This is a genomic window from Ruminococcus sp. 1001136sp1_2201st1_G3_2201SCRN_220225, assembly GCF_040924365.1.
Lineage (GTDB): Bacteria > Bacillota > Clostridia > Lachnospirales > Lachnospiraceae > Blautia_A > Blautia_A faecis.
This window is the reverse complement of sequence record NZ_JBCOME010000016.1, coordinates 1-23,016: the sequence shown is the minus strand read 5'-3', so window position 1 is coordinate 23,016 and position 23,016 is coordinate 1. Positions and strand designations below refer to the sequence as shown.

Annotated in this window: 23 protein-coding genes and 1 pseudogene; 17 read left to right on the top strand and 7 right to left on the bottom strand. The window is 42.5% G+C overall.

What is annotated here, in order from left to right; all coding sequences use genetic code 11:
- Positions 1-45: 45 nt before the first annotated feature.
- From AB5642_RS07270 to AB5642_RS07260, 3 genes are all read right to left on the bottom strand, one after another.
- Complete coding sequence (locus tag AB5642_RS07270) at positions 46-1,389, bottom strand: MATE family efflux transporter (RefSeq protein WP_368371514.1); 1,344 nt, start codon at positions 1,387-1,389, stop codon at positions 46-48.
- Positions 1,379-1,831, bottom strand: a complete 453-nt coding sequence (locus AB5642_RS07265) for a MarR family winged helix-turn-helix transcriptional regulator (protein WP_195590562.1) — start codon at positions 1,829-1,831, stop codon at positions 1,379-1,381. Before AB5642_RS07265 ends, AB5642_RS07270 begins: the two co-directional genes overlap by 11 nt.
- Before the next feature lie 273 nt (positions 1,832-2,104).
- Positions 2,105-3,238, bottom strand: a complete 1,134-nt coding sequence (locus tag AB5642_RS07260; protein ID WP_368366009.1) for an ROK family transcriptional regulator — start codon at positions 3,236-3,238, stop codon at positions 2,105-2,107.
- 407 nt (positions 3,239-3,645) lie between these two features.
- Between AB5642_RS07260 and AB5642_RS07255 the strand changes: the two genes are divergently transcribed.
- The 4 genes from AB5642_RS07255 (at position 3,646) to AB5642_RS07240 (ending at position 7,412) form a co-directional block, all read left to right on the top strand.
- Positions 3,646-5,265, top strand: coding sequence for a mannitol dehydrogenase family protein (locus AB5642_RS07255; protein ID WP_368371513.1), 1,620 nt, complete (start codon positions 3,646-3,648; stop codon positions 5,263-5,265).
- Between the two features lie 119 nt (positions 5,266-5,384).
- Positions 5,385-6,743 carry a GntP family permease gene (locus AB5642_RS07250; protein ID WP_173773984.1) on the top strand — a complete coding sequence of 453 codons (1,359 nt, stop codon included), beginning with the start codon at positions 5,385-5,387 and terminating at the stop codon, positions 6,741-6,743.
- A 13-nt stretch (positions 6,744-6,756) separates the two neighbouring features.
- On the top strand, positions 6,757-7,023 hold the full coding sequence (locus AB5642_RS07245) for an HPr family phosphocarrier protein (protein WP_368371512.1): 267 nt from the start codon (positions 6,757-6,759) through the stop codon (positions 7,021-7,023).
- Positions 7,023-7,412: a VOC family protein gene (locus AB5642_RS07240; protein ID WP_173770033.1), complete on the top strand. Its 390-nt coding sequence runs from the start codon at positions 7,023-7,025 to the stop codon at positions 7,410-7,412. Before AB5642_RS07245 ends, AB5642_RS07240 begins: the two co-directional genes overlap by 1 nt.
- Before the next feature lie 35 nt (positions 7,413-7,447).
- Here AB5642_RS07240 and AB5642_RS07235 read toward each other — a convergent pair whose 3' ends face one another.
- Positions 7,448-7,660 (bottom strand): hypothetical protein, encoded by a 213-nt coding sequence (locus AB5642_RS07235; RefSeq protein ID WP_202026088.1) that lies wholly within the window; start codon positions 7,658-7,660, stop codon positions 7,448-7,450.
- Positions 7,661-8,005: 345 nt separating this feature from the next.
- Here AB5642_RS07235 and AB5642_RS07230 point away from each other — a divergent pair, with 345 nt between their 5' ends.
- Positions 8,006-8,311 carry an MGMT family protein gene (locus AB5642_RS07230; RefSeq protein WP_195590586.1) on the top strand — a complete coding sequence of 102 codons (306 nt, stop codon included), beginning with the start codon at positions 8,006-8,008 and terminating at the stop codon, positions 8,309-8,311.
- 138 nt (positions 8,312-8,449) lie between these two features.
- Positions 8,450-9,871, top strand: coding sequence for a phosphatidylserine/phosphatidylglycerophosphate/cardiolipin synthase family protein (locus AB5642_RS07225; protein WP_368371511.1), 1,422 nt, complete (start codon positions 8,450-8,452; stop codon positions 9,869-9,871).
- 490 nt (positions 9,872-10,361) lie between these two features.
- On the opposite strand, the pseudogene AB5642_RS07220 reads toward AB5642_RS07225, so the two are convergent.
- Positions 10,362-10,487, bottom strand: a pseudogene (locus AB5642_RS07220) (DUF6783 domain-containing protein); the annotation flags it as partial.
- Here AB5642_RS07220 and AB5642_RS07215 point away from each other — a divergent pair.
- From AB5642_RS07215 to AB5642_RS07205, 3 genes are all read left to right on the top strand, one after another.
- Positions 10,446-10,580 (top strand): DUF6783 domain-containing protein, encoded by a 135-nt coding sequence (locus AB5642_RS07215; protein WP_368371521.1) that lies wholly within the window; start codon positions 10,446-10,448, stop codon positions 10,578-10,580. The pseudogene AB5642_RS07220 and the gene AB5642_RS07215 sit on opposite strands and share 42 nt — an antisense overlap.
- A gap of 123 nt (positions 10,581-10,703) precedes the next feature.
- Positions 10,704-12,098: a magnesium transporter gene (mgtE, locus tag AB5642_RS07210; RefSeq protein ID WP_148461056.1), complete on the top strand. Its 1,395-nt coding sequence runs from the start codon at positions 10,704-10,706 to the stop codon at positions 12,096-12,098.
- A 210-nt stretch (positions 12,099-12,308) separates the two neighbouring features.
- Positions 12,309-12,572, top strand: coding sequence for a polysaccharide biosynthesis C-terminal domain-containing protein (locus tag AB5642_RS07205; RefSeq protein WP_330590165.1), 264 nt, complete (start codon positions 12,309-12,311; stop codon positions 12,570-12,572).
- Positions 12,573-12,603: 31 nt separating this feature from the next.
- Here the strand turns inward: AB5642_RS07205 and AB5642_RS07200 are convergent, their stop codons facing one another.
- Positions 12,604-13,656, bottom strand: coding sequence for an AraC family transcriptional regulator (locus AB5642_RS07200; RefSeq protein WP_173717886.1), 1,053 nt, complete (start codon positions 13,654-13,656; stop codon positions 12,604-12,606).
- Positions 13,657-13,841: 185 nt separating this feature from the next.
- Here AB5642_RS07200 and AB5642_RS07195 point away from each other — a divergent pair, with 185 nt between their 5' ends.
- The 4 genes from AB5642_RS07195 (at position 13,842) to AB5642_RS07180 (ending at position 18,707) form a co-directional block, all read left to right on the top strand.
- Positions 13,842-15,344, top strand: coding sequence for a sugar ABC transporter ATP-binding protein (locus AB5642_RS07195; RefSeq protein ID WP_173717887.1), 1,503 nt, complete (start codon positions 13,842-13,844; stop codon positions 15,342-15,344).
- Between the two features lie 16 nt (positions 15,345-15,360).
- Complete coding sequence (locus AB5642_RS07190; RefSeq protein WP_237925871.1) at positions 15,361-16,344, top strand: ABC transporter permease; 984 nt, start codon at positions 15,361-15,363, stop codon at positions 16,342-16,344.
- 87 nt (positions 16,345-16,431) lie between these two features.
- Positions 16,432-17,577: a substrate-binding domain-containing protein gene (locus tag AB5642_RS07185; protein ID WP_173736033.1), complete on the top strand. Its 1,146-nt coding sequence runs from the start codon at positions 16,432-16,434 to the stop codon at positions 17,575-17,577.
- 137 nt (positions 17,578-17,714) lie between these two features.
- On the top strand, positions 17,715-18,707 hold the full coding sequence (locus AB5642_RS07180) for an ABC transporter permease (RefSeq protein ID WP_173717889.1): 993 nt from the start codon (positions 17,715-17,717) through the stop codon (positions 18,705-18,707).
- Here AB5642_RS07180 and AB5642_RS07175 read toward each other — a convergent pair.
- Positions 18,650-18,841 carry a DUF6783 domain-containing protein gene (locus tag AB5642_RS07175; RefSeq protein WP_306467780.1) on the bottom strand — a complete coding sequence of 64 codons (192 nt, stop codon included), beginning with the start codon at positions 18,839-18,841 and terminating at the stop codon, positions 18,650-18,652. The two genes, AB5642_RS07180 and AB5642_RS07175, sit on opposite strands and share 58 nt — an antisense overlap.
- Between AB5642_RS07175 and AB5642_RS07170 the strand changes: the two genes are divergently transcribed.
- The 4 genes from AB5642_RS07170 to pgmB are packed head-to-tail and all read left to right on the top strand — an operon-like array spanning position 18,761 to position 22,960.
- Positions 18,761-18,970, top strand: coding sequence for a DUF6783 domain-containing protein (locus AB5642_RS07170; protein ID WP_308768373.1), 210 nt, complete (start codon positions 18,761-18,763; stop codon positions 18,968-18,970). The genes AB5642_RS07175 and AB5642_RS07170 overlap by 81 nt on opposite strands.
- Complete coding sequence (locus AB5642_RS07165) at positions 18,958-20,517, top strand: GH116 family glycosyl hydrolase (RefSeq protein WP_202026090.1); 1,560 nt, start codon at positions 18,958-18,960, stop codon at positions 20,515-20,517. Before AB5642_RS07170 ends, AB5642_RS07165 begins: the two co-directional genes overlap by 13 nt.
- Positions 20,517-22,274, top strand: a complete 1,758-nt coding sequence (locus AB5642_RS07160) for a glycoside hydrolase family 3 protein (RefSeq protein ID WP_173717890.1) — start codon at positions 20,517-20,519, stop codon at positions 22,272-22,274. Before AB5642_RS07165 ends, AB5642_RS07160 begins: the two co-directional genes overlap by 1 nt.
- A 50-nt stretch (positions 22,275-22,324) precedes the next feature.
- Positions 22,325-22,960, top strand: a complete 636-nt coding sequence (gene pgmB, locus AB5642_RS07155; RefSeq protein ID WP_173717891.1) for a beta-phosphoglucomutase — start codon at positions 22,325-22,327, stop codon at positions 22,958-22,960.
- Positions 22,961-23,016 lie beyond the last annotated feature (56 nt).

Here is a 23,016-nt window from a genome sequence, read left to right as displayed (position 1 = left end):
CAACGCAGTACATTTTACAGACTGCGTTGGGGACTGTTTTTTTACTTATTGCCTGTTATTGATTTTTTTGTTGAAGTACAGAAAGAAAATTACATTAAGCAAAATGCCTACCAGTGTGGAGGCAGGTGCTGCCAGACCGATTTTTGTCAGGCTGGCAGCAGGCTGAATGCTCATATAATATGACATTGGAAGACGCACCAGAAGTGTCTGGAACAATCCCTGAAACATAACCCATAAGGTCTGATTATTTCCGTTAAAATAACCAACCATACTAAACATAATTGCTGTTAAAATTGTTTCAGGCGCGAAGCCCTTCAGATACTCAAAGCCTTTCTGGATAACTGCTGCATCAGTTGAGAACAGACTGGCAAGTACATCACCCTTCAATAGAATCAGAACAAAAACCAAACATCCGAATAGCAGTCCGACTCCGATTCCGGTGAACATGGACTGCTTTGCACGCTTCGGCTTTCCCGCTCCTACATTCTGGGAAACGAAGGATGCCATGGACTGCATCAGTGCGCTTGGAATCAGCATGGCAAAGTTTACAATTTTGCAGGCAACCCCATATCCGGAGGAGGCTTCCAGTCCCAATCTGTTTACAAATGCACAAAGTGCAAGGAAGGACAGCTGGGTAAGAAATTCCTGGAGAGCAAGAGGCAGCCCGATTCCCAGAAAGCGTTTACATTGGGAATTAAAACGGAAGTCGGATTTTTGGATGGAAAAGGGCAGCTCCTTTTTCAGCAGGATGACGATTGCACATACTACACTGACCGCCTGTGCGAAAACAGTTGCGAGAGCTGCGCCGGCGGCATCCAGATGAAGCCCTGCAACCAGAAACAAATCTCCGAAAATATTTACAATACAGGCTACCAGAACGAATAAAAGCGGCGATTTACTGTCACCCAGCCCACGAAAAATAGCAGCAAGCAGGTTATAGGCAACAATGAAGAAGATGCCGCTTCCACAGATTCTTACATAGCTTGTGGTAAGTGAAACAGCCTCCGCAGGAGCCTGCATAAGCACGGAAATAGGGTGGGCGAAAACAATCATTACAATAAAAAGTATGGCAGAAATGACAGCAAAAACAACTGCAGCACCGCCAATAACAGAGCCAATTCGTTCCGGCTTTTTTTCGCCAAGATAGCGGGCTATGAGGACTGTGATTCCCATAGCAAACTGTGTCACCACAAAGGTAACAAGGTTCAGTACCTGGCTTCCGGTAGAAACAGCAGACAGTCCGGATGTAGAGCCGAAGCGTCCAACTACTAGAAGGTCTACGGCACCGTATGCTGCCTGCAGTACAAGGGCCCCGAAAATCGGAAGCATAAAAAGGGCAAGCTTTTTCAGAATGCTTCCCTGTGTAAAATCATTCTTTTCATTTGTCAAGGTCGATTCTCCTTTCACACATAATCTTATAAAATTTCTCCATGGTCCGAATGGTACATAGAATGTCTTCTTCCGGGATACTGTCTACATAACCGGACAGGATAGTAAAGTACTGCTTATTGTACTTTTCCGAAAGAGCTTTTCCGGCTTCTGTGACAGTAAGATAAGTAACCCGGCCGTCCTCTGCAGATGCAAACTTTTTCACATAACCTTTGGCTTCCATGTCCTTCACTGTACGGGTTACACCGGGACGTGGGAGGGAAAGAGCATCACTTACATCTGATACCTTCACTTGGATTCCCTGCTTTTCCAGCTTTTCAATGATATCCAGATATTGAATATAAGAAGATGCAACTCCATCTGGCAGAGGCGGCAGCATATCCCGGATCCGCTTGCCCTGATAACAGGCATCCATCATCCGCTTGATAAGTTCAATGTCCATAGGTCTTTCTCCTTACAAAAAAATAATTACCACAGTTAATTAACGATGGTAATTATAATAAGAGGATAAAATCTTGTCAAGAAAAATGTGTAATTACATATTTTGCATTGATTTTTTAGGTTACTGTTTATTGGTAACATTCTGCGAGGTGTTTTTTGTAAGCAAAGCTCACAGAAAAACCGAGAACCTCGGCGCGAAATCATGCGAATGCATGATTTCTGTGCATTCCGAAGCGTGTTGCTGGTCACAGAGTGAACAGTAGCTTTTTTAGTGTCAAACTGACTGGATAAATTCCTTCACATAAAAAAGTGCAGCCCCGATCGCAGGTGTATACTGTCCATGTGTGCCCACGAGAATCTGTTCTTCTTTCAGCTCAAATGGAGTCATGGAATTGATCTGCCGCAGCAGATAATCCGTGTCATCTTCCGTAAAATAAGGTGCCAGATATCCACTGATAATGATTGGTGCATCAATAACCAGATTCAGGTTTTTCATTGCAAAAGCCAGATGTTTCAGATAATCCTCCCAGATTTGTATAAGCTGGGGGGATTTTTTTTCTCTTAAAAGAGGAAAAAATTCCTTTATAGTCATGCCGCTGGCCTGTTCCAAGGAGTTGGCAGAGCAATAGGTTTCCAGACAGCCCCGGTTTCCGCAGTAGCAAAGCGGTCCGTCAGGGTTGACACATATATGCTCGATTGTTCCGCTGTGCATAGAACGTCCCTGGTGAATCTGGTGATTGGTGATAATGGCACCGCCAAGATTTCGATTCAATAAAAGGACAACAGCGCTGTCAAGCTCCGGATGATTCCACAATTCCAGAAAAGCAGCTGATTTGGAGTCATGTTCCAGATGGCAGGGATAAGGCAGATGCCTGGAAAAATCCTTTAGACGCATACCGGTGTTGTTCATAATGTTTCCGTAGATAACAGTGGTATTATCCGGGGAAGTAATTCCCTGGGTAGCGATGGAAACCCCCAGAATTTTATTCTCCGGATACTGGTTTTTGTCAATAAAGTCCTTGACTTTGTCAGTGATCTGCTGGTAATACACAGCTGTGTTTGAGTAGGTAAGCGGAATTGTATCCGTATAGACCGTGTTTCCGTACAGATCAATGGCGGTGATATGAAACATATTTTTTAATATTCCAACACCAATGGAAATTCTGAAATCCGAAACAATCTGAATGGCATTGGCCTTTCGTCCTCCGGTGGAATCAAAGTAACCATTTTTCTCAATCAGCCCTTCATTTTCCAGAAGATTTAAATTCTGGCTGACAGTAGACAGACCCATCTGCAGATCTTGAACGATCTGTAGCTTTGAGGTCAGTTTGCTCCGGTAAATGTATTGGTAAATTTTGGAACGGTTTATTTTCTTTAAAGCAATGGTGGTTAATCCTTTTTCACTCATGATGGTCTCCTGGTTATGTCTTTAGTACAACATAAGGTTAGTGACTGCTAATAAATATTCAAATAGGTAATGTTACTGTCCATTGGTAACAAAGCTTGTATTGCAGACTATGAAGTGAACAGTAATCATGTAATCTTTACTTTATCAGATAATGTTAAGTCTTACTTGCATTTTAGTATAGAACAGTTAAAAAAGCAATAAGCAGAAAATTACTGGTAAAACCATACAAAAATTAGAAATAAAAATTAGGATTTCTGTCAATGGATTTTTGAAAAGAAAAGATATATACTCAACTTACAATTAAGACATACACATAAGTTAAAACAAAAAGAAACATAAAGAACAACAAAACAGATTGGGATTGAGAATCAGATCTGTACAATAAGAAAATTAGGGAGGAACAGAACATGAAATTAACATTAAACGGAATCAAAGAGCATGAAGCATGGGAAAATGCAGGAATTCAGCTTCCAGGTTATGATGTGGAGAAAATATCTGCCAAAGCGAAAGAAGCTCCGGTATGGGTACATTTTGGAATCGGCAATATTTTCCGTGTATTTATCGGTGGTATTGCAGACGGACTTCTGGAAGACGAAATTCTGGACAGAGGAATTACCTGTGTGGAGACCTTTGACTATGATGTAGTGGATAAGATTTATGAACCATATGACAATCTTGGATTAAATGTAATCCTTCATGGAGACGGAACCCGTGAATATAAGGTTCTGGGCGCTCTGGCAGAAGCTGTAAAGGCTCAGTCTTCAGACTTGGAACAGTGGAACCGTCTGAAAGAAATTTTCACCAGCAAATCCCTTCAGATGGCATCCTTTACCATCACGGAAAAAGGATATGCATTACATAAAGCTGACGGAACCTGGTTCCCATTTGTACAGGCTGATATCCAGAATGGTCCGGATAAGGCCACAGGTGCCATGGCAGTTCTGGTGGCAATGCTCTACGAGAGATATAAAGCAGGCGAATATCCGATCGCTCTTGTATCCATGGATAATTGCTCCCAGAATGGTGCGAAGCTTCGTGAGTCTGTGCTGACCATGACAGAAGAATGGAAGAAAGCCGGATTTGTAGATGATGGATTTGTAAGCTATGTAAGTGATGAGAAAGTGGTTGCTTTCCCATGGACCATGATCGATAAGATCACACCTCGTCCCAGTGAGCAGATCGCAGCCGACCTTGAGAAGCTTGGCGTAGAAAGTATGCAGCCTGTTATCACAAGTAAGAAAACATACATTGCACCATTTGTAAATGCTGAGAAACCACAGTATCTTGTAATCGAGGACAGCTTCCCCAATGGACGTCCTGCTCTGGAAAAAGGTTTCGGCGTATACATGGCAGACAGAAATACAGTAAATCTTTCTGAGAGAATGAAAGTAACGGTATGTCTGAATCCGGTTCATTCTGCAACTGGTCCTCTTGGCGTGGTTCTTGGATATGACCTTTTTGCCCATATGCTGAATACAAATGAAGACATGATGAAAATGGCACGTATGGTAGCCTATAGTGAGGGACTTCCGGTAGTTGCTGATCCTGGAATCCTTTCCCCACAGGCATTTGTGGATGAGCTTTTTAACGATCGTTTCCCAAATGAATACCTTGGCGATACCAACCTTCGTCTTGCTGTGGATGTATCCCAGATGGTTGGAATCCGTTTTGGAGAGACTGTAAAGGCATATGTGAAGAGATTCGGGAATGCATCTAAGCTCACAGCAATTCCTCTTGGAATCGCTGGCTGGTTAAGATATATGCTGGCAGTGGATGATGCAGGGAATAAATATGAACTGGCACCAGATCCGATGAATGAGGAACTTCAAGAACAGTTAAAGGATATTGTTATTGGAAAGCCTGAGACTTTTAAGAATCAGCTGAAACCGATCCTTTCTAACGAGCGCCTGTTTTTCACAGATCTTTACAAAGCTGGTGTGGGAGAGAAGATTGAGAACATGTTCAGGGAAATGATCGCAGGGCCTGGAGCTGTGAGAGCTACAATTCATAAATATGTTGCAGCGTAATAAATTTATCTGGGATGCACTATGCTGATAAGTCCTGAATATAGGATAGCAAAAATGCGGGTGTTGTTATCTGTTTAACTGTAGACTATTGAATGAGAAATTTGGGGAGGAAATACAAAATGACAGAACCGGTATTTGTGGCAGAGTCAGCCAGACTGCTGATCGCGGCAGGGACAGGAATTATATTGCTTCTGCTTCTTATCATTAAATTTAAGATTCATCCGATTTTATCACTGCTGATTTCAGCATTGGTTATTGGGCTTGGAGCCGGAATGCCGGTTCCAACCCTGGTAAGTACAGTGGAAAAAGGTGCGGGTGATACCTTGCAGGGAATTGTCCTGCTAATTGGACTTGGCTCTTTGTTTGGAGGAATCCTGGAAGTATCAGGAGGTGCACAATGTGTTGCCCAGACTTTGATCAATAAATTCGGTGAGAAAAAATCTGGAATTGCATTGGGAATCACAGGGCTGGTAGTTGGTACAACCGTATTCTTTGAGGCTGGCGTGGTGATTCTCATTCCACTGGCATTCGGACTTGCAAAAAAGACAAAGAAATCTACTTTATATTATGTGATCCCTCTTCTGGCTGGACTTGCCACAGGCTTTGCATTTATTCCGCCATCAGCAGGCTCTGTCCTGGTGGCAAATATGCTGAACGTGGATCTTGGCATTATGATAGCAGTAGGTGTGCCTGTTGGAATTTTGTCACTGATTTTTGCCGGTATTTTATGGTCAAAATTTATCGGAAGTAAAATTGATGCAGGACTTCCTTCAAATATTCAGGAAGTTCGGGAAGCCGAAGAAGGAAATCTTCCGAAGTTTTCTACAGTGTTATGTATTATCCTTGTACCATTGGTACTAATTTTGTGTAACACACTTTCAACTTATATTCCTGGTATTGCTCCGGCGAGACCAGTGCTGGAATTTCTGGGAACTCCATTTGTAGCGCTGATCATTGCTGTGTTGTGTGCCATGTACTTCCTTGGAAAAAAACAGGGATATGATGGAGAGCAGTTAAAGAAAATTCTGGATCGTTCCCTGCGCCCTACAGGACAAATCCTACTGGTAATTACTGGCGGCGGAATTGTCCGCTGGGTGCTTCAGGACTGCGGAATGGGAAATATTATTGGACCAGCCCTTGAAAAAAGCGGACTTCCGTTAGTATTGATTGCTTTTCTCATTGCAGCACTGATCCGCTCGTCCGTTGGAGCTGCTGTGGTAGCCATGACAATGGCAGCTGGAATCATGGCCGCTATGCCTGGAGTAGCAGGACTGTCACCACTTTATCTGGCTGCCATGGTCTGTGCCATCAACGGAGGAGCAACTGCTTTCAGTCATGTAAATGATTCAGGCTTCTGGCTGGTCAGTTCCCTTCTTGAGATTGATGAGAAAACGACTTTGAAATCCTGGACCATGATGGAAACCATTATTGGAATTACAGGTCTGGTCTGTGCTATTGTGATTAGTCTGTTTGCGTAGGAGCGTGAAAGCGATGAAAATAAAAGTAACATTGGGAACTATGCAGAATGCAAGTAAATTGGTCAGTATTGCAGAATCAATTTCCTGCGATGTGGATCTTTGTTATGGACGCTATATTGTGAACGCGAAATCCATGCTTGGAGTCTTAAGCCTGCCGGATTTTGCATATGGAGAATTGCAGATTCCAGTTGAGACGGAAGAGAAAAAGAGACAGATTTTGGAAAAGCTGGATGAAGCAGGGCTTTTATACGAGAAAAATAAGGATCAGGAGGAAAAATAATGTTAAGGGAGCAGTTAAATGGAATTCAGCATGTAGGAATTCCCACAAATGATATAGAAGCAACCATTGAATTTTATGGAAAGCTTGGATTTGAGGTCGCTTTGCAAACTGTCAATGAGGAAGCAAATGAGAAAGTTTCATTTCTCAAGCTGAATAATCTGGTAATTGAGACCTATGAGAATAAAGCCGCAAAAATGGAATCAGGTGCTATTGATCACGTCGCAATTGATGTAAAAGATATCGAAAAAGTATATGAACTGATCAATCAGGCGGATCTGAATACCACCAGGGATATAATCCATTTTTTACCATTCTGGGAAAATGGTGTCAGATTTTTTACAATTGAGGGGCCGAATAAGGAAAAGATAGAGTTCAGCCAGTATCTGTGATTCCCCAGCGGGAACATCAATTACCCATCCGTAAATCAAAATGCCATCACACTTGGAGTATCCGGTGTGATGGCATTTTGAAATTGCACCTTTTCCCCAGGGAACAGAAGCCTTGTCAAGAAGTGCGAATACTTTAGTGAGTTCGGAACCTGGATTAGAGTTTTTTTGATTTCCAAAGGATTCAGTATCCCATCATGTTCCAGAACAATGTCAATTTCTCTGGCATCTTTATCACGGTAGTAATACATATATGGTTCTTGTCCACAGTTCAAATAGGTTTTTGCAATTCTACAGAAAAAACGGCTGATTTTATATTATATGCAAGATTAGCCGAAACATTCTTTCGAAAATAGAAGTGGAAATGTTAATCATATTAGTTATTGACGAAAAGCATAGCTGAATATATTATGAAAATAATGATGAAATATGTGATTTTACAGATGACATAAAGGAAATAAATAAAAATGAATGATATGTACATTAGCAGTTGTAATACTACACAGCAAAATAGAAATGAATAAAAGTGGGTGACAAAAGTTATGATTGACGATCCTTTTTCAGATTTACTGAAAACAAACAAGCGCAAAGAAAATATCTCCAAATTAAACGATGATCTTGCCTATGAGATTCTTTCAGTGGTGGAGGAAATTCCGGCGGGGAGAGTGGCAACCTATGGACAGATCGCAAAGCTGATCGGGCGGGAGAAGAATTCCAGATTGGTGGCGAGGGTGCTGTCTCATGTAGGAAATTATGGGGAGTTTCCATGTTATCGGGTGGTGAATCATATGGGAAGACTGGCGCCTGGTTGGGCGGAGCAGGAGTGGCTGCTGAAAGGGGAAGGAGTTACTCTGAAAGAAAATGGTTGTGTAGATTTGAAGAAATATTTGTGGGAATGTTGATTTTAGAAAGGGTGTATAGCGATAAAGAAAAATCTAAAACGAATAAGGAATATACTTCTATGGTTTCTGCTTATCGTAGTGCTGGTAAATGTTTTTGCACCGCTGTATTGCAGGAAGCCAGATGAAAAATTTGCGGAAATGCTGAAACAGACAGAATTTACTTCCGATACGCCAGGGGGCGAACGGATCCGCTGTATTGATGACAATGAAGAGGCTCTTTTGTGGAGACTGCGGATGATTGGAGCAGCGAAGAAGAGTATTGTGCTGGCAACCTTTGATCTGCGGGCGGATGAAAGCGGAACGGATCTTCTTGCGGCGCTGAATCACGCTGCTGAAAAAGGTGTGGAAATCAAGCTCTTAATTGACGGAATTTACCAGCAGTTGTTCCTGAATGGAAGCAAGGAATTTCAGGCACTTGCGGCGAGGGAAAACGTGGAGGTAGGTGTTTACAACCCGGTGAGCCCGGTTGGCTTATTTAAGCTCAATTACCGTATGCACGATAAATATGTGATTGTGGATGACAAAATGTATCTGCTGGGTGGCCGTAACAGCAATGATATTTTCCTTGGAGATTATACCACAGATATCAATGTGGATCGGGATATTCTGGTATGCGATACAGCAAACGGCAAGGGTGAATCTCTGCAGGACCTGGAAGCATATTTTCAGCAGATTTGGAATGAAGATTGCGTGAAAATAAAGAGTGGAAGAAAAAAGAATAATTCAGATATTTCTGTGTCAGAAGAAGCAGCAGACGACAGTGAGGGTACAGAAAGTAATTTGAAAAACTCTGATATTGTGAATGGAAAATCGAATGCTGAAAATGAGATAACAGACGAGACAGAGGAAAAGCTTTCAAAGTACGAAAAACAGTACCAGTCTTTAGAAATGCGTTACGCTTCCCTGAAAGAAAAATACACCGATATTGAAGATTACAGCTCCTGGCAGGAGGATACCATTCCGGCGAATAAAATTACGCTTGTCAACAACGGAACCCATGCAGGTCCCAAAACGCCCCTGGTACTTCAGACAATTCGCTATCTGGCGCAGAACGCAGACAATGTAACGATCCAGACCCCATATGTGATCTGCAACGGATACATGTACGACACTTTAAATGAAATCGCGTCCCATGCCCGGTTAAAGATCATTCTTAACGCAGTAGAAAAAGGCTCCAACCCCTGGGGCTGTACCGACTACCTGAATCAGAAAAAGAAAATCCTGAATACCGGTGCCGATGTATATGAGCTGATGAACGAGGTTCCAGTTCACACCAAAGCAGTCCTGCTTGACGACCGACTCTCTGTCGTCGGATCCTATAACCTGGACATGAGAAGTACTTATCTGGATACGGAATTAATGCTTGTTATCGACAGCAAAGAGCTGAATCAGCAGATTCAGTCCACGGAAAGTACTTACATAGAAAAAAGTAAAGAAGTTCTGTCAAACGGACAGGAGACTGAAGGGGGACAGTATGAAACGAAAGTGCTGAACTGGCAGAAAAAACTTTTCTATGGAGTGCTGCGGATTATAATCAGACCATTGCGCCAGCTGTTATAAGTATTATATTTCTTGAAGTAAAAACGGTGAAATACAGCAAAGAAGTTACTATTGTTATAAAAAAACAATACAAGAAAAAGGACTTAAGGGGCGTAACTGTCATATAAAAACTATAATAGTACGATTAAAATCTGCTAATATCTTCACTTGCTGTTCCTTGAATCCACATAAAACCACACAGGTTTTTCCAGTATTGTAAAGAAACGGAAAGAAAAAGGAAAAAAGCCAGTGAAAAATCAAATAAATAGTAAATTAGGAATTGATTTTTTTTATAAAAGCAGTTAGAATGACCTGTGGGAACAAAAATAGTTCCCCAAAATTAGAAAATAAAGGCAGGTGAACAGAATGGATAGTTGCGATTCTCATGGGCGAAGTAGTTGCATAGGATGGAAAAACGAAATGACAGATGAGCATCGTGCACATTCTGTTCTTCTTTTCATGTAAAAGGCGCATTGCGCTTAAGAACACTGTTTCATTTCTTTTTTCTATCCTATGAGTTCTTCAGAAGAATCCAATATTCCCTAGAACCTGTTTGAAAAAGTATTCCCGCAATCTGCACGCTCCACTTTGCAGTATATTTTACCCGAATTCGGTTGCCGTAGCTCGCTATGGTGTCCTCATCCGGGCAAAATCCCCCACAAATTGTGACGTACATCTTGCAGAAAACCTTTTTCAAACACGCTCAAAGAACAGAAAAGCTACACGCTAGAATTCTGTTTAAATACGGATTTTACTGTCCGTAAAAACGGACTTTGTATAAGTCTGTCAAAAATACATAAGATAAACACCTGGAAATGGTGAACTGTCTTATTGTCAGATTGGAGAAAGTAGGATGGAGAAAAGAGTGCAGGACTACACCCAGGACATTCTGGCTGTAGTAAGAAGTAATACCTCTCCGGCAGCTATGAGCGATAAGCTGGGAGATTTTCATGCCAATGACATTGCAGATGCAATGCCGAGGCTGACTGTTCAGGAACGCTGCAAACTGTACCGTATTCTGGAACTGGATATGCTGTCCGATATTTTTGAGTATACGGACTCAGATAATGCAGCAGAATATGTGAAAGAGATGGATGTAAAAAAAGGTGCAGCCATTCTTTCACGCATGGAGACTGATGCCCTTGTAGAGGTTCTTCATAAGATTGATAAAGCCAAAAAGAAATTGCTGTTCGAATTAATGGATGATGATGTCCGCCACGATATTGAGATGATCGCTTCCTTTGATGAGGATGAAATCGGCAGCCGTATGACGACTAACTGCATTATCATTCGTGAGAACCTGACTGTGAAGCAGGCTATGAACAGCCTTGTAGAGCAGGCTGCTAAGAACGATAATATTTCCACAATCTTTGTGGTAACCGAGTCGCAGAAATTTTACGGAGCCATTGATCTGAAAGACCTGATCATTGCAAGACAGGATAAATCCCTGGAAGATCTGGTGGCAACCTCTTACCCATATGTATATGCCGAAGAGGATATTGACGACTGTATCGAAGAACTGAAAGCGTATTCCGAGGATTCCATTCCCGTGCTGGATAATGACAACCGCCTTTTAGGTGTTATCACATCTTCCAATATCATCGACCTGGTTGATGATGAAATGGGAGAGGATTACGCCATGCTGGCAGGTCTTACCGCAGAGGAGGATCTGAAGGAGCCGCTGAAAGAGAGTATGAAGAAACGTATGCCATGGCTGATCGTTCTTCTTGGTCTTGGAATGGTTGTATCCTCTGTAGTAGGTGTCTTTGAGAACGTAGTAACCCAGCTCCCCATTATCATGGCCTTTCAGTCCCTTATATTGGACATGGCTGGAAATGTCGGTACACAGTCCCTGGCTGTTACCATCCGTGTTCTGATGGATGAGTCCCTCACCGGCAAGCAGAAACTGGAACTTGTATTTAAAGAAATGCGGATTGGTCTTTGCAATGGTGCGTTGCTTGGTATACTGTCCTTTGTACTCATTGGACTTTACATTTACTTATTTAAAGGAAAGACTTTGGTATTTGCATACGCCGTATCCGGCTGCATCGGAGTCGCCCTGCTCCTTGCAATGCTGATCTCCAGTGCCGTAGGTACCTGTATCCCTCTGTTTTTCAAAAAAGTAGGTGTAGACCCCGCCGTAGCCTCTGGACCATTGATCACCACCGTCAACGACCTTGTTGCTGTTGTGACATATTATGGACTTGGATGGGTATTCCTCATTGGAATCCTTCATCTGGCAGGTTAATAAGATTGTATATTGAAAGCTCTTTGGGAAGCAAATAAAAATTCCTAAAGGGCTTTTCTTATTGCTATTTAATTGGTTGGTCGTTATCCCGGACGCGATTTCACAATGTATATTTACCGCCGCGCGTCGCAACGTTCCGGCAAGCTAATGACTAACCTTTTACTGCACAAGTCAAAAAGTGCGTTCAAGTGTTTTTTAGAGAAACAAAAAATGAAACGAATCGACTTTGAAATAGAAATCTGCTTCCCGCTGATCCTAGACTCACTATTCATTTTTGTGTTTGGATTTGGTTTCCGGGGAGCTGCCATTGCAACTGTAATCTCCCAGTTTTTATCTGCAGCCTATGTACTTCTTTTCCTTGAGAAAAAGGCAGAAATGAAGGCACGGCTCCTGAAGAAAAAAGAACTTTCAGGATGCATGGAGAATGCAAAAATATTATCAGCCTGGGTACTGCAGGCTTTATCATGCTGCTGACGGTGCTGCCAGAGCTGAAAAGAATGGAAAATTAAAACAACCGATTTTTGGCCTCCTGTTTTCGATAAGCAGAAGGCGTCATCCCAGTATGTTTTTTAAACTGGCGGATATAATGTTCTGTGGTATCATATCCGATTGCTTCCGCAATATTTGCCACAGTCATAGTTGTATTTGCCAGGAAATCCTGGGACCGTTCGATTCGAACGGTACGGACCACTTCTGTATAGGTCATTCCCATCAGATCTTTAATTAAACGGGAAGTGTATTCATTGGAATAATGAAAACGCTTTGCCACAGTCGAAAGTGTCACATCTCTGTAATTATCCTGGATATACTGAATAATCGCATAACGCTGCACATCAATCTTGCTGTTGAAAAGAGGCATCTGCACAGATTCCGAGTAATTTCGTACCAATAGATAGAAATCCAGAAGCAGTACATTGGTAATGCACTGATAAGAGTATTCCTGTTTATTCATACTTTCCCATAACATCCAGCAAAAAGATTCCCGGATGTAAGAATCCATTCCTGAATGAAAAAGAATATAATCATTTGCTCTTTTGGCATAAATATTATTCAAAAAGAAAGAAGAGAGCTTATTTGGCGTATTCAAAAAATTATAAAACATACTATGCAGAGTGTTGCGGCGGAGCATGATGTTGATAATAATACTATCATCATAAACAGAAATAGAGTGCTCTACAGAAGGGGGGATTACGCAGAAATCTCCTGTTTTCATGGAAATGGTCTGTCCGGAAATCTCCTGTGTACACTTCCCGTCGTAAACATATACCAGCTCAAAAAATGTGTGGGAGTGAATCAGCGCCGGGCTATAGCGGTTATGCTTCTGTACCACAATGCTATCTTTGTCTGCCATATCAAAAAAGAAAGAGTCTTTAAATTCCGGTGGAATGGTTTCTTTCACTTCCGGAATCAGTAAGTGGCGGCGGATAACCTCCTGAATCTCCTGTTTTGCGATATAAGCATAAATCTGCCCGGCTTCCCGGGCTTCATACTGTTCTTTATAAAACAATTCTTCATCATTAAACTGATAAATCTGATGTCTCAGTTCTTCAACATCCATAAAAATCCCCCTTTTACAAAATCTTTTCACACAATCAAAATATTAAAATAAAGCGATTTATATGATGTATTTTAACATCTTAGATCAAATACATCAATAAAACTGAGCTAAATTGTGAATTTGAAATTTTAGGGGAAAGAATATAATAATCTCATAAACAGTTTTCAAGTGAACGGAGGGTAAACATGAGTGAACCGATTCTTGAAATGAAAAATATTTCCAAGAATTTTGGAAGCGTAATAGCACTGAAAAATGTAGATCTGGAGGTATATCCAGGGGAAATAAGAGGTTTGATCGGTGAAAATGGTTCTGGAAAGTCTACCATATCTTCTATTGCAGCTGGCATGCAGAAAGCCACCAGTGGAAGAATGACTTTCAAAAAGCAGAGTTGGGAACCAGTGAGTATGATAGATGCGCTACAAAACGGGATCGGAATGGTTGTGCAGGAGAGCGGAACCATTTCGGGGGTAACCGTTGCAGAAAATATTTTTCTGGCAGAGCTTTCCCAGTTTCGGAACAAGCTGGGGATGATCAATAAAAAGGCAATGAACCAGAAAGCGACAGAGGCAATGAGAGCCATTGGAGTAGAACATGTAACCGGCGATATGCCTATTGCTTCACTGGATTTTCAGACCAGAAAGCTGGTAGAAATCGCTAAGGTTATGCTGAAAAATCCAGACATTCTGGTAATTGATGAGACAAGCACAGCACTTTCACAGGATGGACGTGAGATCATGTATTCCCTGATCCGAAAGCTGCGGGACAGTGGAAAAGCAATAATCTTTATTTCCCATGACCTGGAAGAGATTATGGAAGTTTGTGATACACTCACTGTTCTCCGTGATGGAAACCTGATCCGTACGTTTAAAAAAGAAGAATTCAATGCGGATGAAATCCGTACAAGTATGATCGGCCGCGAGCTTCAGGGAGATTATTACAGAAGTGATTTTACCCCAAGCAGTCAGAAAGAAGCTGCCATAACAGCCACGAATCTGAAGTATAAAGAGGAGTTAAAATCTGTAAGCATTACTTTGAAAAAAGGCGAAATCTTAGGCATTGGCGGACTTGCCGCCTGCGGAATGCACACTTTGGGAAAAGCCATGTTCGGCGCACTTGCCCTGGAAGAGGGAGAAGTAACCACTTACGATGGAACGAAGATCAACAGTCCCCACATCGCAGTTGCAAACAAGATTGGTTATGTGTCAAAGGACAGGGATGTGGAATCCCTTTGCCTGTCCGCAAGTATCCAGGACAACATTGCAGTTGGCGGAATGGAAAAATATGCCGTAAACGGATTCCTTATAACAAATAAAAAGGAAAAAGAATATGTGGCAAAACAGATAAAAGATCTTTCTATTAAATGTTCTGATGGCGACCAGCTGACAAGCCAGCTGTCCGGTGGAAATAAGCAGAAGGTTGTATTTGGAAAATGGATCGGCTGTGGAAGTGAGATCCTGATCCTGGATTGCCCCACCAGAGGTGTTGACATTGGCGTCAAACAGTCCATGTATCAGCTGATGATGGAGCTGAAAAAAGAGGGAAAGGCAATCCTGCTGATCAGCGAGGAGCTTCCGGAACTGCTGGGAATGAGCGACAGGCTTCTGATTATGAAAGACGGAAGCATTACCGGTGAATTTATGCGAAGTGAAAGCCTGACAGACGCAGATGTAATTGGATATATGATTTAAGGGGGAACATCAGATTATGAAAAATAATATGAATAAATATAAAGCAGCCCAAACTGCGATAAAGGTTCTTCCATTTGCGGCTCTGGTGCTTTTATTCGGAATCTTCCTGGCAGTAGTCAGTGCAAAAGGCTATCGGCTGGATATGTATCTGCAGATTGTTTTTAACGAAGGTGTTGTGTTGGCGGTGGTTGCTACAGGAGCAATTTTCATTTACACATTGGGAACTTTTGATATCAGTCTTGGCGCTGCAACCTTGTTTTCTGCAACCATGGGTGTGGTTACTTACAATACTACACAGAATGTAGTGTTAATGATCCTGGCAATCTTTGTAAGCGGAGTTGCATGTTCCCTTGTAAATTCCCTGCTGGCTTCGGTATTTCATATTCCAGCATTTGTTACTACAGTTGCCATGATGTCTGTGCTTTCTGCGATTGCCTCACAGATCGTTACCACAAAGGGTGGTGCACTTGGTGGGATCAGTATTCCGGGAGTAGTGGTAAAGCCGTTTGACAATATGGTTTTTAAAATCGTAGTATTGGCAGTCTTCTTTATTATCAGTTATTTTGTTTTCAATCTTACAAAAGTGGGAAGAAGGCAGAAATTTATCGGAGGAAATCCGGTGTGCGCAGCTCTTACCGGAATTGAATCCAACAAATATACCATTATTGCTTTCGTAATGGCAGGCCTGGGCGTAGGGCTTGGAGCGTTTCTTACTCTGGTTTATACACCATCTGTAACAACCACTACGGCCTCCAGCATTGGTATGAATATTTTTATTGCAATTGTATTTGGCGGAATGCCTATTTCAGGCGGAGCACGTTCCAGAATTTATGCGGCACTGGTTGGCGGTTTTTCCTTTATCCTGCTCAATGACATTCTGGAGCTGGTGATTGACGGAAGTGCGGCTTATGGAATCACCCAGGTGATCAGTGCAGTATTTTTCCTGATCGTTGTATATGTAACAAGCATGAATTATAAGACAAATATACTTCCAAGATAATGGAGAATAAGAAATAACTGTCCGATATATGGGATTTTTAATGGTGAATTAGCGTATAACGCTGCAAATAAAAAGGAGGAAATTCTAATGAAACGAACAATGAAAAAAATGGTAAGCATGGCATTAACAGGAACTATGGCTGTAGCAGTTCTTGCAGGAGCAGGAACAAGTGAAGTAAAGGCTGCTGACAAGGCAAAGATTGGTGTGCTGGTTGCAGACGTAAGTGGCGAGGAAGCACAGGGCTTCCGTTCTTATTATGAGAATTATATCGCTGGTAACTATGACGTAGAATTTAACTACACAGATGCGCTGCAAAGTGCAGAAGATGAGAAAACAGCAATTGAGAAGTTTGCTTCCCAGGGGTGTCAGGCAATCATCTCTTTTTCCAGCAACGATCGTGTACAGCAGATTGAGACTTGTGAAAAATACGGAGTTTACTATGCGGTAGCTTCCGGTGTGCTGGATGACGCACAGTATGAAACTTACAAAACTTATGAATATTTTGCTGGTCAGGTAGGACCTGGAAATGATACAGAGTTTGAAGCTGGAAAAGATATGGGAGCTTACTACAAAGAGCAGGGTGTTTCCAAAGTAGCAATCTATGGAGCTTTTATTCCGAACCCAATGCATGTTTACCGTGTTGCTGGTGTCCTTAACGGACTGGGTTGCACCTATGGCGGAGAAAGCGATATGAACGCTATCGCTGGACAGATTTTCCAGGATCAGACAGTTGATTTATCTAAAGTAGAAGGCGATGTAGAGGTTGTTTCCTATCTTCAGGGATATGGTGACACCACAACGGATGAGTTAAACGCAGCAATCCAGAAAACACCGGATGCATTTATTTCCGTAGGTATGGCAACCACATTCTTTGCACAGTCCTTAAGTGAGGCAGGAATCTCCTTCTCAGATATTGATTCCTTTACTGAGACAAACGGAAATTCTATGAAAAATGGTACCCTTACTTATCTTGCTGGAAAATATTCTTCTTCTATCGGACCAGTTTTTGCACTGGTAATGAATGCAATCAATGGAAATGTGATCAGAGACGAGGACGGAAACGCTCCATCTATCAGCCAGGGATATCTGGTAGCAACTGACAGCGACACATTTGATAAATACTCTGTTTCTGACAGTGGTGATGCACCAATCTATGACAAAGAAACTCTGGACAGTATTATTGGCGATAACGTTACATTTGAGGATGTAAAAACATTAGTAGAATCTAAGTAATTGTTTTGCAGGTAACTGTGAAGACATTAAACAGTTACGAATTTAAATAACTGGAAATTAATTTATGAAAGCTCTGACCGATAACCCTGGATGCCCATATCCAGGAAATCGGACAGGCTGGATGGAGGCTGGAATTTATGAGCACCCCTAAGAAAATAGCGGGAACATTTACGATCCCTGTACTGACCTTACTTATTTTGGAAGTGATCTGTCTGTCACATGGAGAAAACATCATAACAAATCAGAAGGGCTTTGATAATTTTGTGGTCTATACTGCAATTGTTATGATTACAACAATTGCCCTGTCCATTAACCTGAACAGTGGAAGATTTGATTTTTCACTTGGAGCCATGGCTTCTCTGTCTGCTGTAGTGGGAGCGAAGATAAGCTATGCAGTATTAGGCGGCGGCTCAGGAAGTGCAGCACTTATGCTGGTAATCACTATTGCGGCCGGCGCTGTGCTGGGAATGGTATCTGGTCTTATTTATGTGACTCTCAGGATTCCGCCCATCATAACATCTTTGGGTGTAACCCTGATCTATGAAGGTGTTTTGTACACCATTACAAGCGGAAAATATGTAATGACAGAGGTACAGAATTCTTCCATGTCAGGCTTTGTAGGAACCTGGATTTATGCGGCGATTATTATTGCTGTGGTACTGGTCCTTTCCATTCTTCTGTTTGATTATACAAGGTTTGGTTATGACTATAATGCATTGAAAAATGGGCAGAAGGTAGCAGTAAATACAGGAATCAAAGAGATTCCAAATGCCATTGGCTGTTATGGGATCTGCGGTGCGCTGATGGGAATTGTTGGATTTTTGAATGCGGCAAGAAGTACGACCATCAATGGAGGCCAGCTGAACTTTGGCTCTATTTCCATTATGTTTACAGCATTTTTGCCAATGTTTATTGGTTCTTACATAAGCAGGTATAGCAATGAGAAACTTGGATTTTTGCTGGCTGCGGTTTGCATGTCTTTGCTGAATTCCACATTTGCAGTTCTCTCAAATGTGGTGACCGCTTCCATGCAGTCTATTATCAATGCAGTATTGCTGATGGCATTCCTGATTTATCTGAATAATGAAAAATTACTGGTAAGAATTTTCACGGGAAAAATCAGACAATAACTTGAGCCTGTTTGAAAAATCATTCCTGCAATCTGCACGCCCCACTTTGCGGTATATTTCACCCGAATTCGGTTGTCGTAGCCCGCTACGACGCCCTCATCCGGGCAAAATCTCCCACAAATTGTGACGCACATCTTGCAGAAAGCCTTTTTCAAACACGCTCTGAGATTGCAGCGGCCCTGCCGGAAAACTCCGTAGGGTCGCATTTTTATAACAATTTTGACAAAATTCTATGTGACAAGAGGTTTTTATGGCTGAAATGAAAAATCAGAAATTGTTGAATAAAGCATTAAATCTGCTTCCGGATCTGGTTGAGACAAAAGTAGATGCAGTGCAGACAGTAGAACTTTATAAAAATGATAACAGTATTGTCATTGAGCAGGCAGTTGATTACAGAAAGAGAGTTTTGAAAAAGGGAAACCGGGTATGCCTGGATTTTGGAAATCATCAGGTTGGGTATCTGACTTTAAATCTGAATTACAGGGGGAGTCATCCAGACGCGCCTGTGTGGCTGAAGCTTCACTTTGCAGAAAATGCGACGGAGCTTTTTGAAGATGGAAAAAGCTATCAGGGCTGGATCTGTTCTTCTTGGATCGAAGAGGAACAGCTCCATGTGGATGTGGTTCCTTCCCAGCTGCGCCTGCCAAGGAGATATGCGTTCAGGTATGTGATGATCGAGGTTCTGGATATTAGTTCCAAGTTTGATCTTGTTGTGGAAGATGCTTTTTGTACCGCTGTTTCTTCTGCGAAAGACCAGGAGCTTTCCGCATTTAAGGCGCAGAATCATAAGCTGGCAAAAATGGATCAGATCGCATGCAGAACCCTTCACAATTGTATGCAGCAGGTGTTTGAGGACGGTCCGAAGAGAGACCGCAGACTGTGGATGGGAGATCTTCGTATCCAGGCACTGACCAATTATGAAACTTATAACAATAATGATATGGTGAAAGCCTGCCTGTATCTGTTTGCAGCACTTCCTATGGAAAAAGGAAGGATGGGGGCGTGCTTGTTTCTTTCCCCGGAACCGGAAGTGGATGATACCCAGATGTTTGATTATTCCCTGTTTTTCATAAACACACTTTGGGACTATTACGAAGCTACAAAGGATAAGGAAACTTTGCAGGAGTTATGGCCTGTAGCATTAAGACAGATCGAACTGGCAGAAGAGCAGCTGGATGAGAAAATGTTGGTAGGAGATTCAGATGTGCTGGGCTGGTGCTTTGTGGATTGGAATCTGAATCTGAATAAACAGGCGTCTGCCCAGGGGATTTTTCTTTATGCGCTTAGTGCAGCTATCCGGATTGCCCAGGTGCTAGGAGATGTTATGACGGAGGAAAAACTGGCGGAGCTTTACTGTGAGTGCAGAAATGCGGCGAATTTATATCTCTGGGATGGAGAAAAACAATGCTACATCAGTGGAAAAGAAAGACAGGTTTCAGTTGCTTCCCAGGTGTGGATGATTTTGGGAGAGGCGATTGAAGACCAGGCAGCAGTAAATCTTCTGCGCAGGGTGGAGACCATTTCGGAAGCTGAAAAAATGGTGACGCCATACATGTATCACAATTATATTGCGGCGCTGCTTCTTGTGGGGGAGAAAAAAATGGCTCTGCAGAAAATGGAAGCATACTGGGGCGGCATGACCGATCTGGGAGCGGATACATTCTGGGAATTATATAATCCGGAAAACCCTTCAGAATCACCATATGGCGGCACCATCGTGAACAGCTACTGCCATGCCTGGAGCTGTGGCCCGGCGTATTTTCTTAGAAAGTATTTTACAGCAGACGGCTCATTGAAAGGGGAAAAATAATGACAGAGATCGATATGAAAGGAAATCCTTTTTTTCTGGATGAAGAAGGAGAAAATTGGGTTCTGGATACCTGGAAAAATATGAGTCTGGAGCAGAAATGCGGACAGGTATTTTGCCCCATGGGGTTCAACGGAGAGGAAGAAACGCTGAAGCATTTTACCCAGGATATTCAGGTGGGTGGTCTGATGTATCGTGCAGACAGCGCGGAAAATATTCAGGATATTTATAGAAAGCTGCAGGCGTTTTCCAATATTCCGCTGCTACTTGCGGCTAATACGGAAGCAGGCGGAGACGGACTTGCCTATGAGGGAACTTCCTTCGGAAAACCTATGGCAGTGGCGGCTACAGATGATCCGGAAAATGGATACCGAATGGGATATACCGCCTGCAAAGAGGGTGCAGCTTTGGGGCTGAACTGGTCTTTTGCGCCTATTGTGGATATTAATTATGATTTTCACAATCCCATTACCAATGTAAGAACTTTTGGAAGTGATCCAAAGAAGGTGCTGGATTTTGCCCTGGAATATATGAAGGGAGCAGATGAATGCGGTGTGGCTGTTGCTATCAAACATTTTCCAGGAGATGGGGTGGATGAAAGAGATCAGCATATTCTTACAAGTGTTAATTCTTTTTCTACAGAAAAATGGGATGAAACCTATGGATATGTTTATGGGAATCTGATAAAGAAAGGTGCGAAGACCGTGATGGTAGGGCATATTGCCCAGCCTGCTTATGTGAAGGCGCTCAATCCCCAGGCAACCAGGGAAGAGATGCTGCGTCCGGCTTCTTTATCCAAGGAGCTTCTTACTGGGCTTCTCAGAGGAAAGCTGGGATTTAACGGGCTGATCAGCACAGACGCAACACCTATGGTTGGGTTTACCGCAGCTATGAAGCGCAGCGAGGCGATTGTTCAGGCAATCAATGCAGGCTGTGACATGATTTTGTTCAACAAAAGTCTGGAAGAGGATTTTGGATATCTTCTGGCTGGTGCGAAAACTAGAAATTTGAGCATGGATAGACTGGATGAGGCAGTTCTCAGAATTCTGGCCACAAAAGCGTCACTGGGGCTTCATAAGAAGAAAGCGGAGGGCACTCTGGTTCCAGAAAAAGAGGCGTTGGAAATTGTGGGCTGTGAGAAGCACAAAAGCTGGGCGAAAAAGGTGGCAGACCAGGCAATAACTCTGGTAAGGGATGAGCAGGAACTGCTTCCAATTTCCCCTAAGAAATACAAGCGGGTTTATCTGAATGTAATCCAGAAAGATCTGGATCCAGAGAATGCTTTTGTGCAGTCATGGAAAGAGAAGTTTGAGCAGGAAGGCTTCCAGGTGACGGTCCGTGACCGCCGGGTATCTATCTCTATGGAAGATTTCGTGAATCCGGCAGGTATGACACCGGAAAAAGGAAAACTGATGCACGAAATGTACCGAAGTGTGGAGGAGATGAAGCAGGACTACGACTTGTATGTTTATATCTGTAACATGGAAAATGCTTCCAATAATACCACTCTTCGCTTGAATTGGAATGTGTGCTTCGGGCTTGGAGATGATGCACCCTGGTTTGCTCCGGAGATTCCGGCGCTGATGATTTCTACAGCTTATCCATTCCATCTGTTTGATGCACCGATGGTGAAAACTTACATTAATACATACAGTGGGAACCCGGAATTTATTCAGGCAGCAATGGATAAGATTATGGGACGCTCGGAATTTACAGGGGTAAGTCCGGCGGATCCTTTGTGTGGGAAAAATTATATTTAAGATGATTGCTGGCAGGTTTATTTGCAGTTGTTAACGGAATGGAGAAATATATGAAAGCTTTTATATTTGATTTAGATGGTGTTATTGTTTTCACTGACAAATTTCACTATCAGGCGTGGAAAAAGATGGCGGATGAAATGGGAATTTATTTTGATGAGACCATAAATAACCGTCTTCGCGGTGTGAGCAGATCGGAGAGCCTGGAAATTATTCTGGAGAGATATGAAGGACCGGCTCTTTCCAAGGAGAAAAAAGCAGAACTGATGGAGAGTAAGAACAATACTTACAGAGAGCTTCTGGCATCCATGACACCGGCTGATGTGACGGAAGATGTAAGAAGAACTCTTGCGGAATTACATAACAGGGGGTATAAGCTGGCACTTGGCTCTTCCAGTAAGAACGCAAAATTTATCCTGGAAAAGGTTCAACTGTTGGATGCATTTGATGCGATCTCCGATGGAACGAATATTACCAAGTCCAAACCGGATCCGGAAGTATTTTTGAGAGCAGCAGAGTTCCTTGGAGAAAAGCCTGAGGATTGTTATGTGGTGGAAGATGCTTATGCTGGAATTGACGCAGCGAAGAGCGCGGGAATGCAGGCTGTGGGAATTGGGATTGCAGCTGGATATGCGGCTGCTGATGTGAAGATTCAGAGTTTTGGAGAGCTCCTGACACTGGGAGCCTGAAAATGAATGAGAAAACCTCCAATTTTGGAAATGCTGATGTTTCCATAATTGGAGGT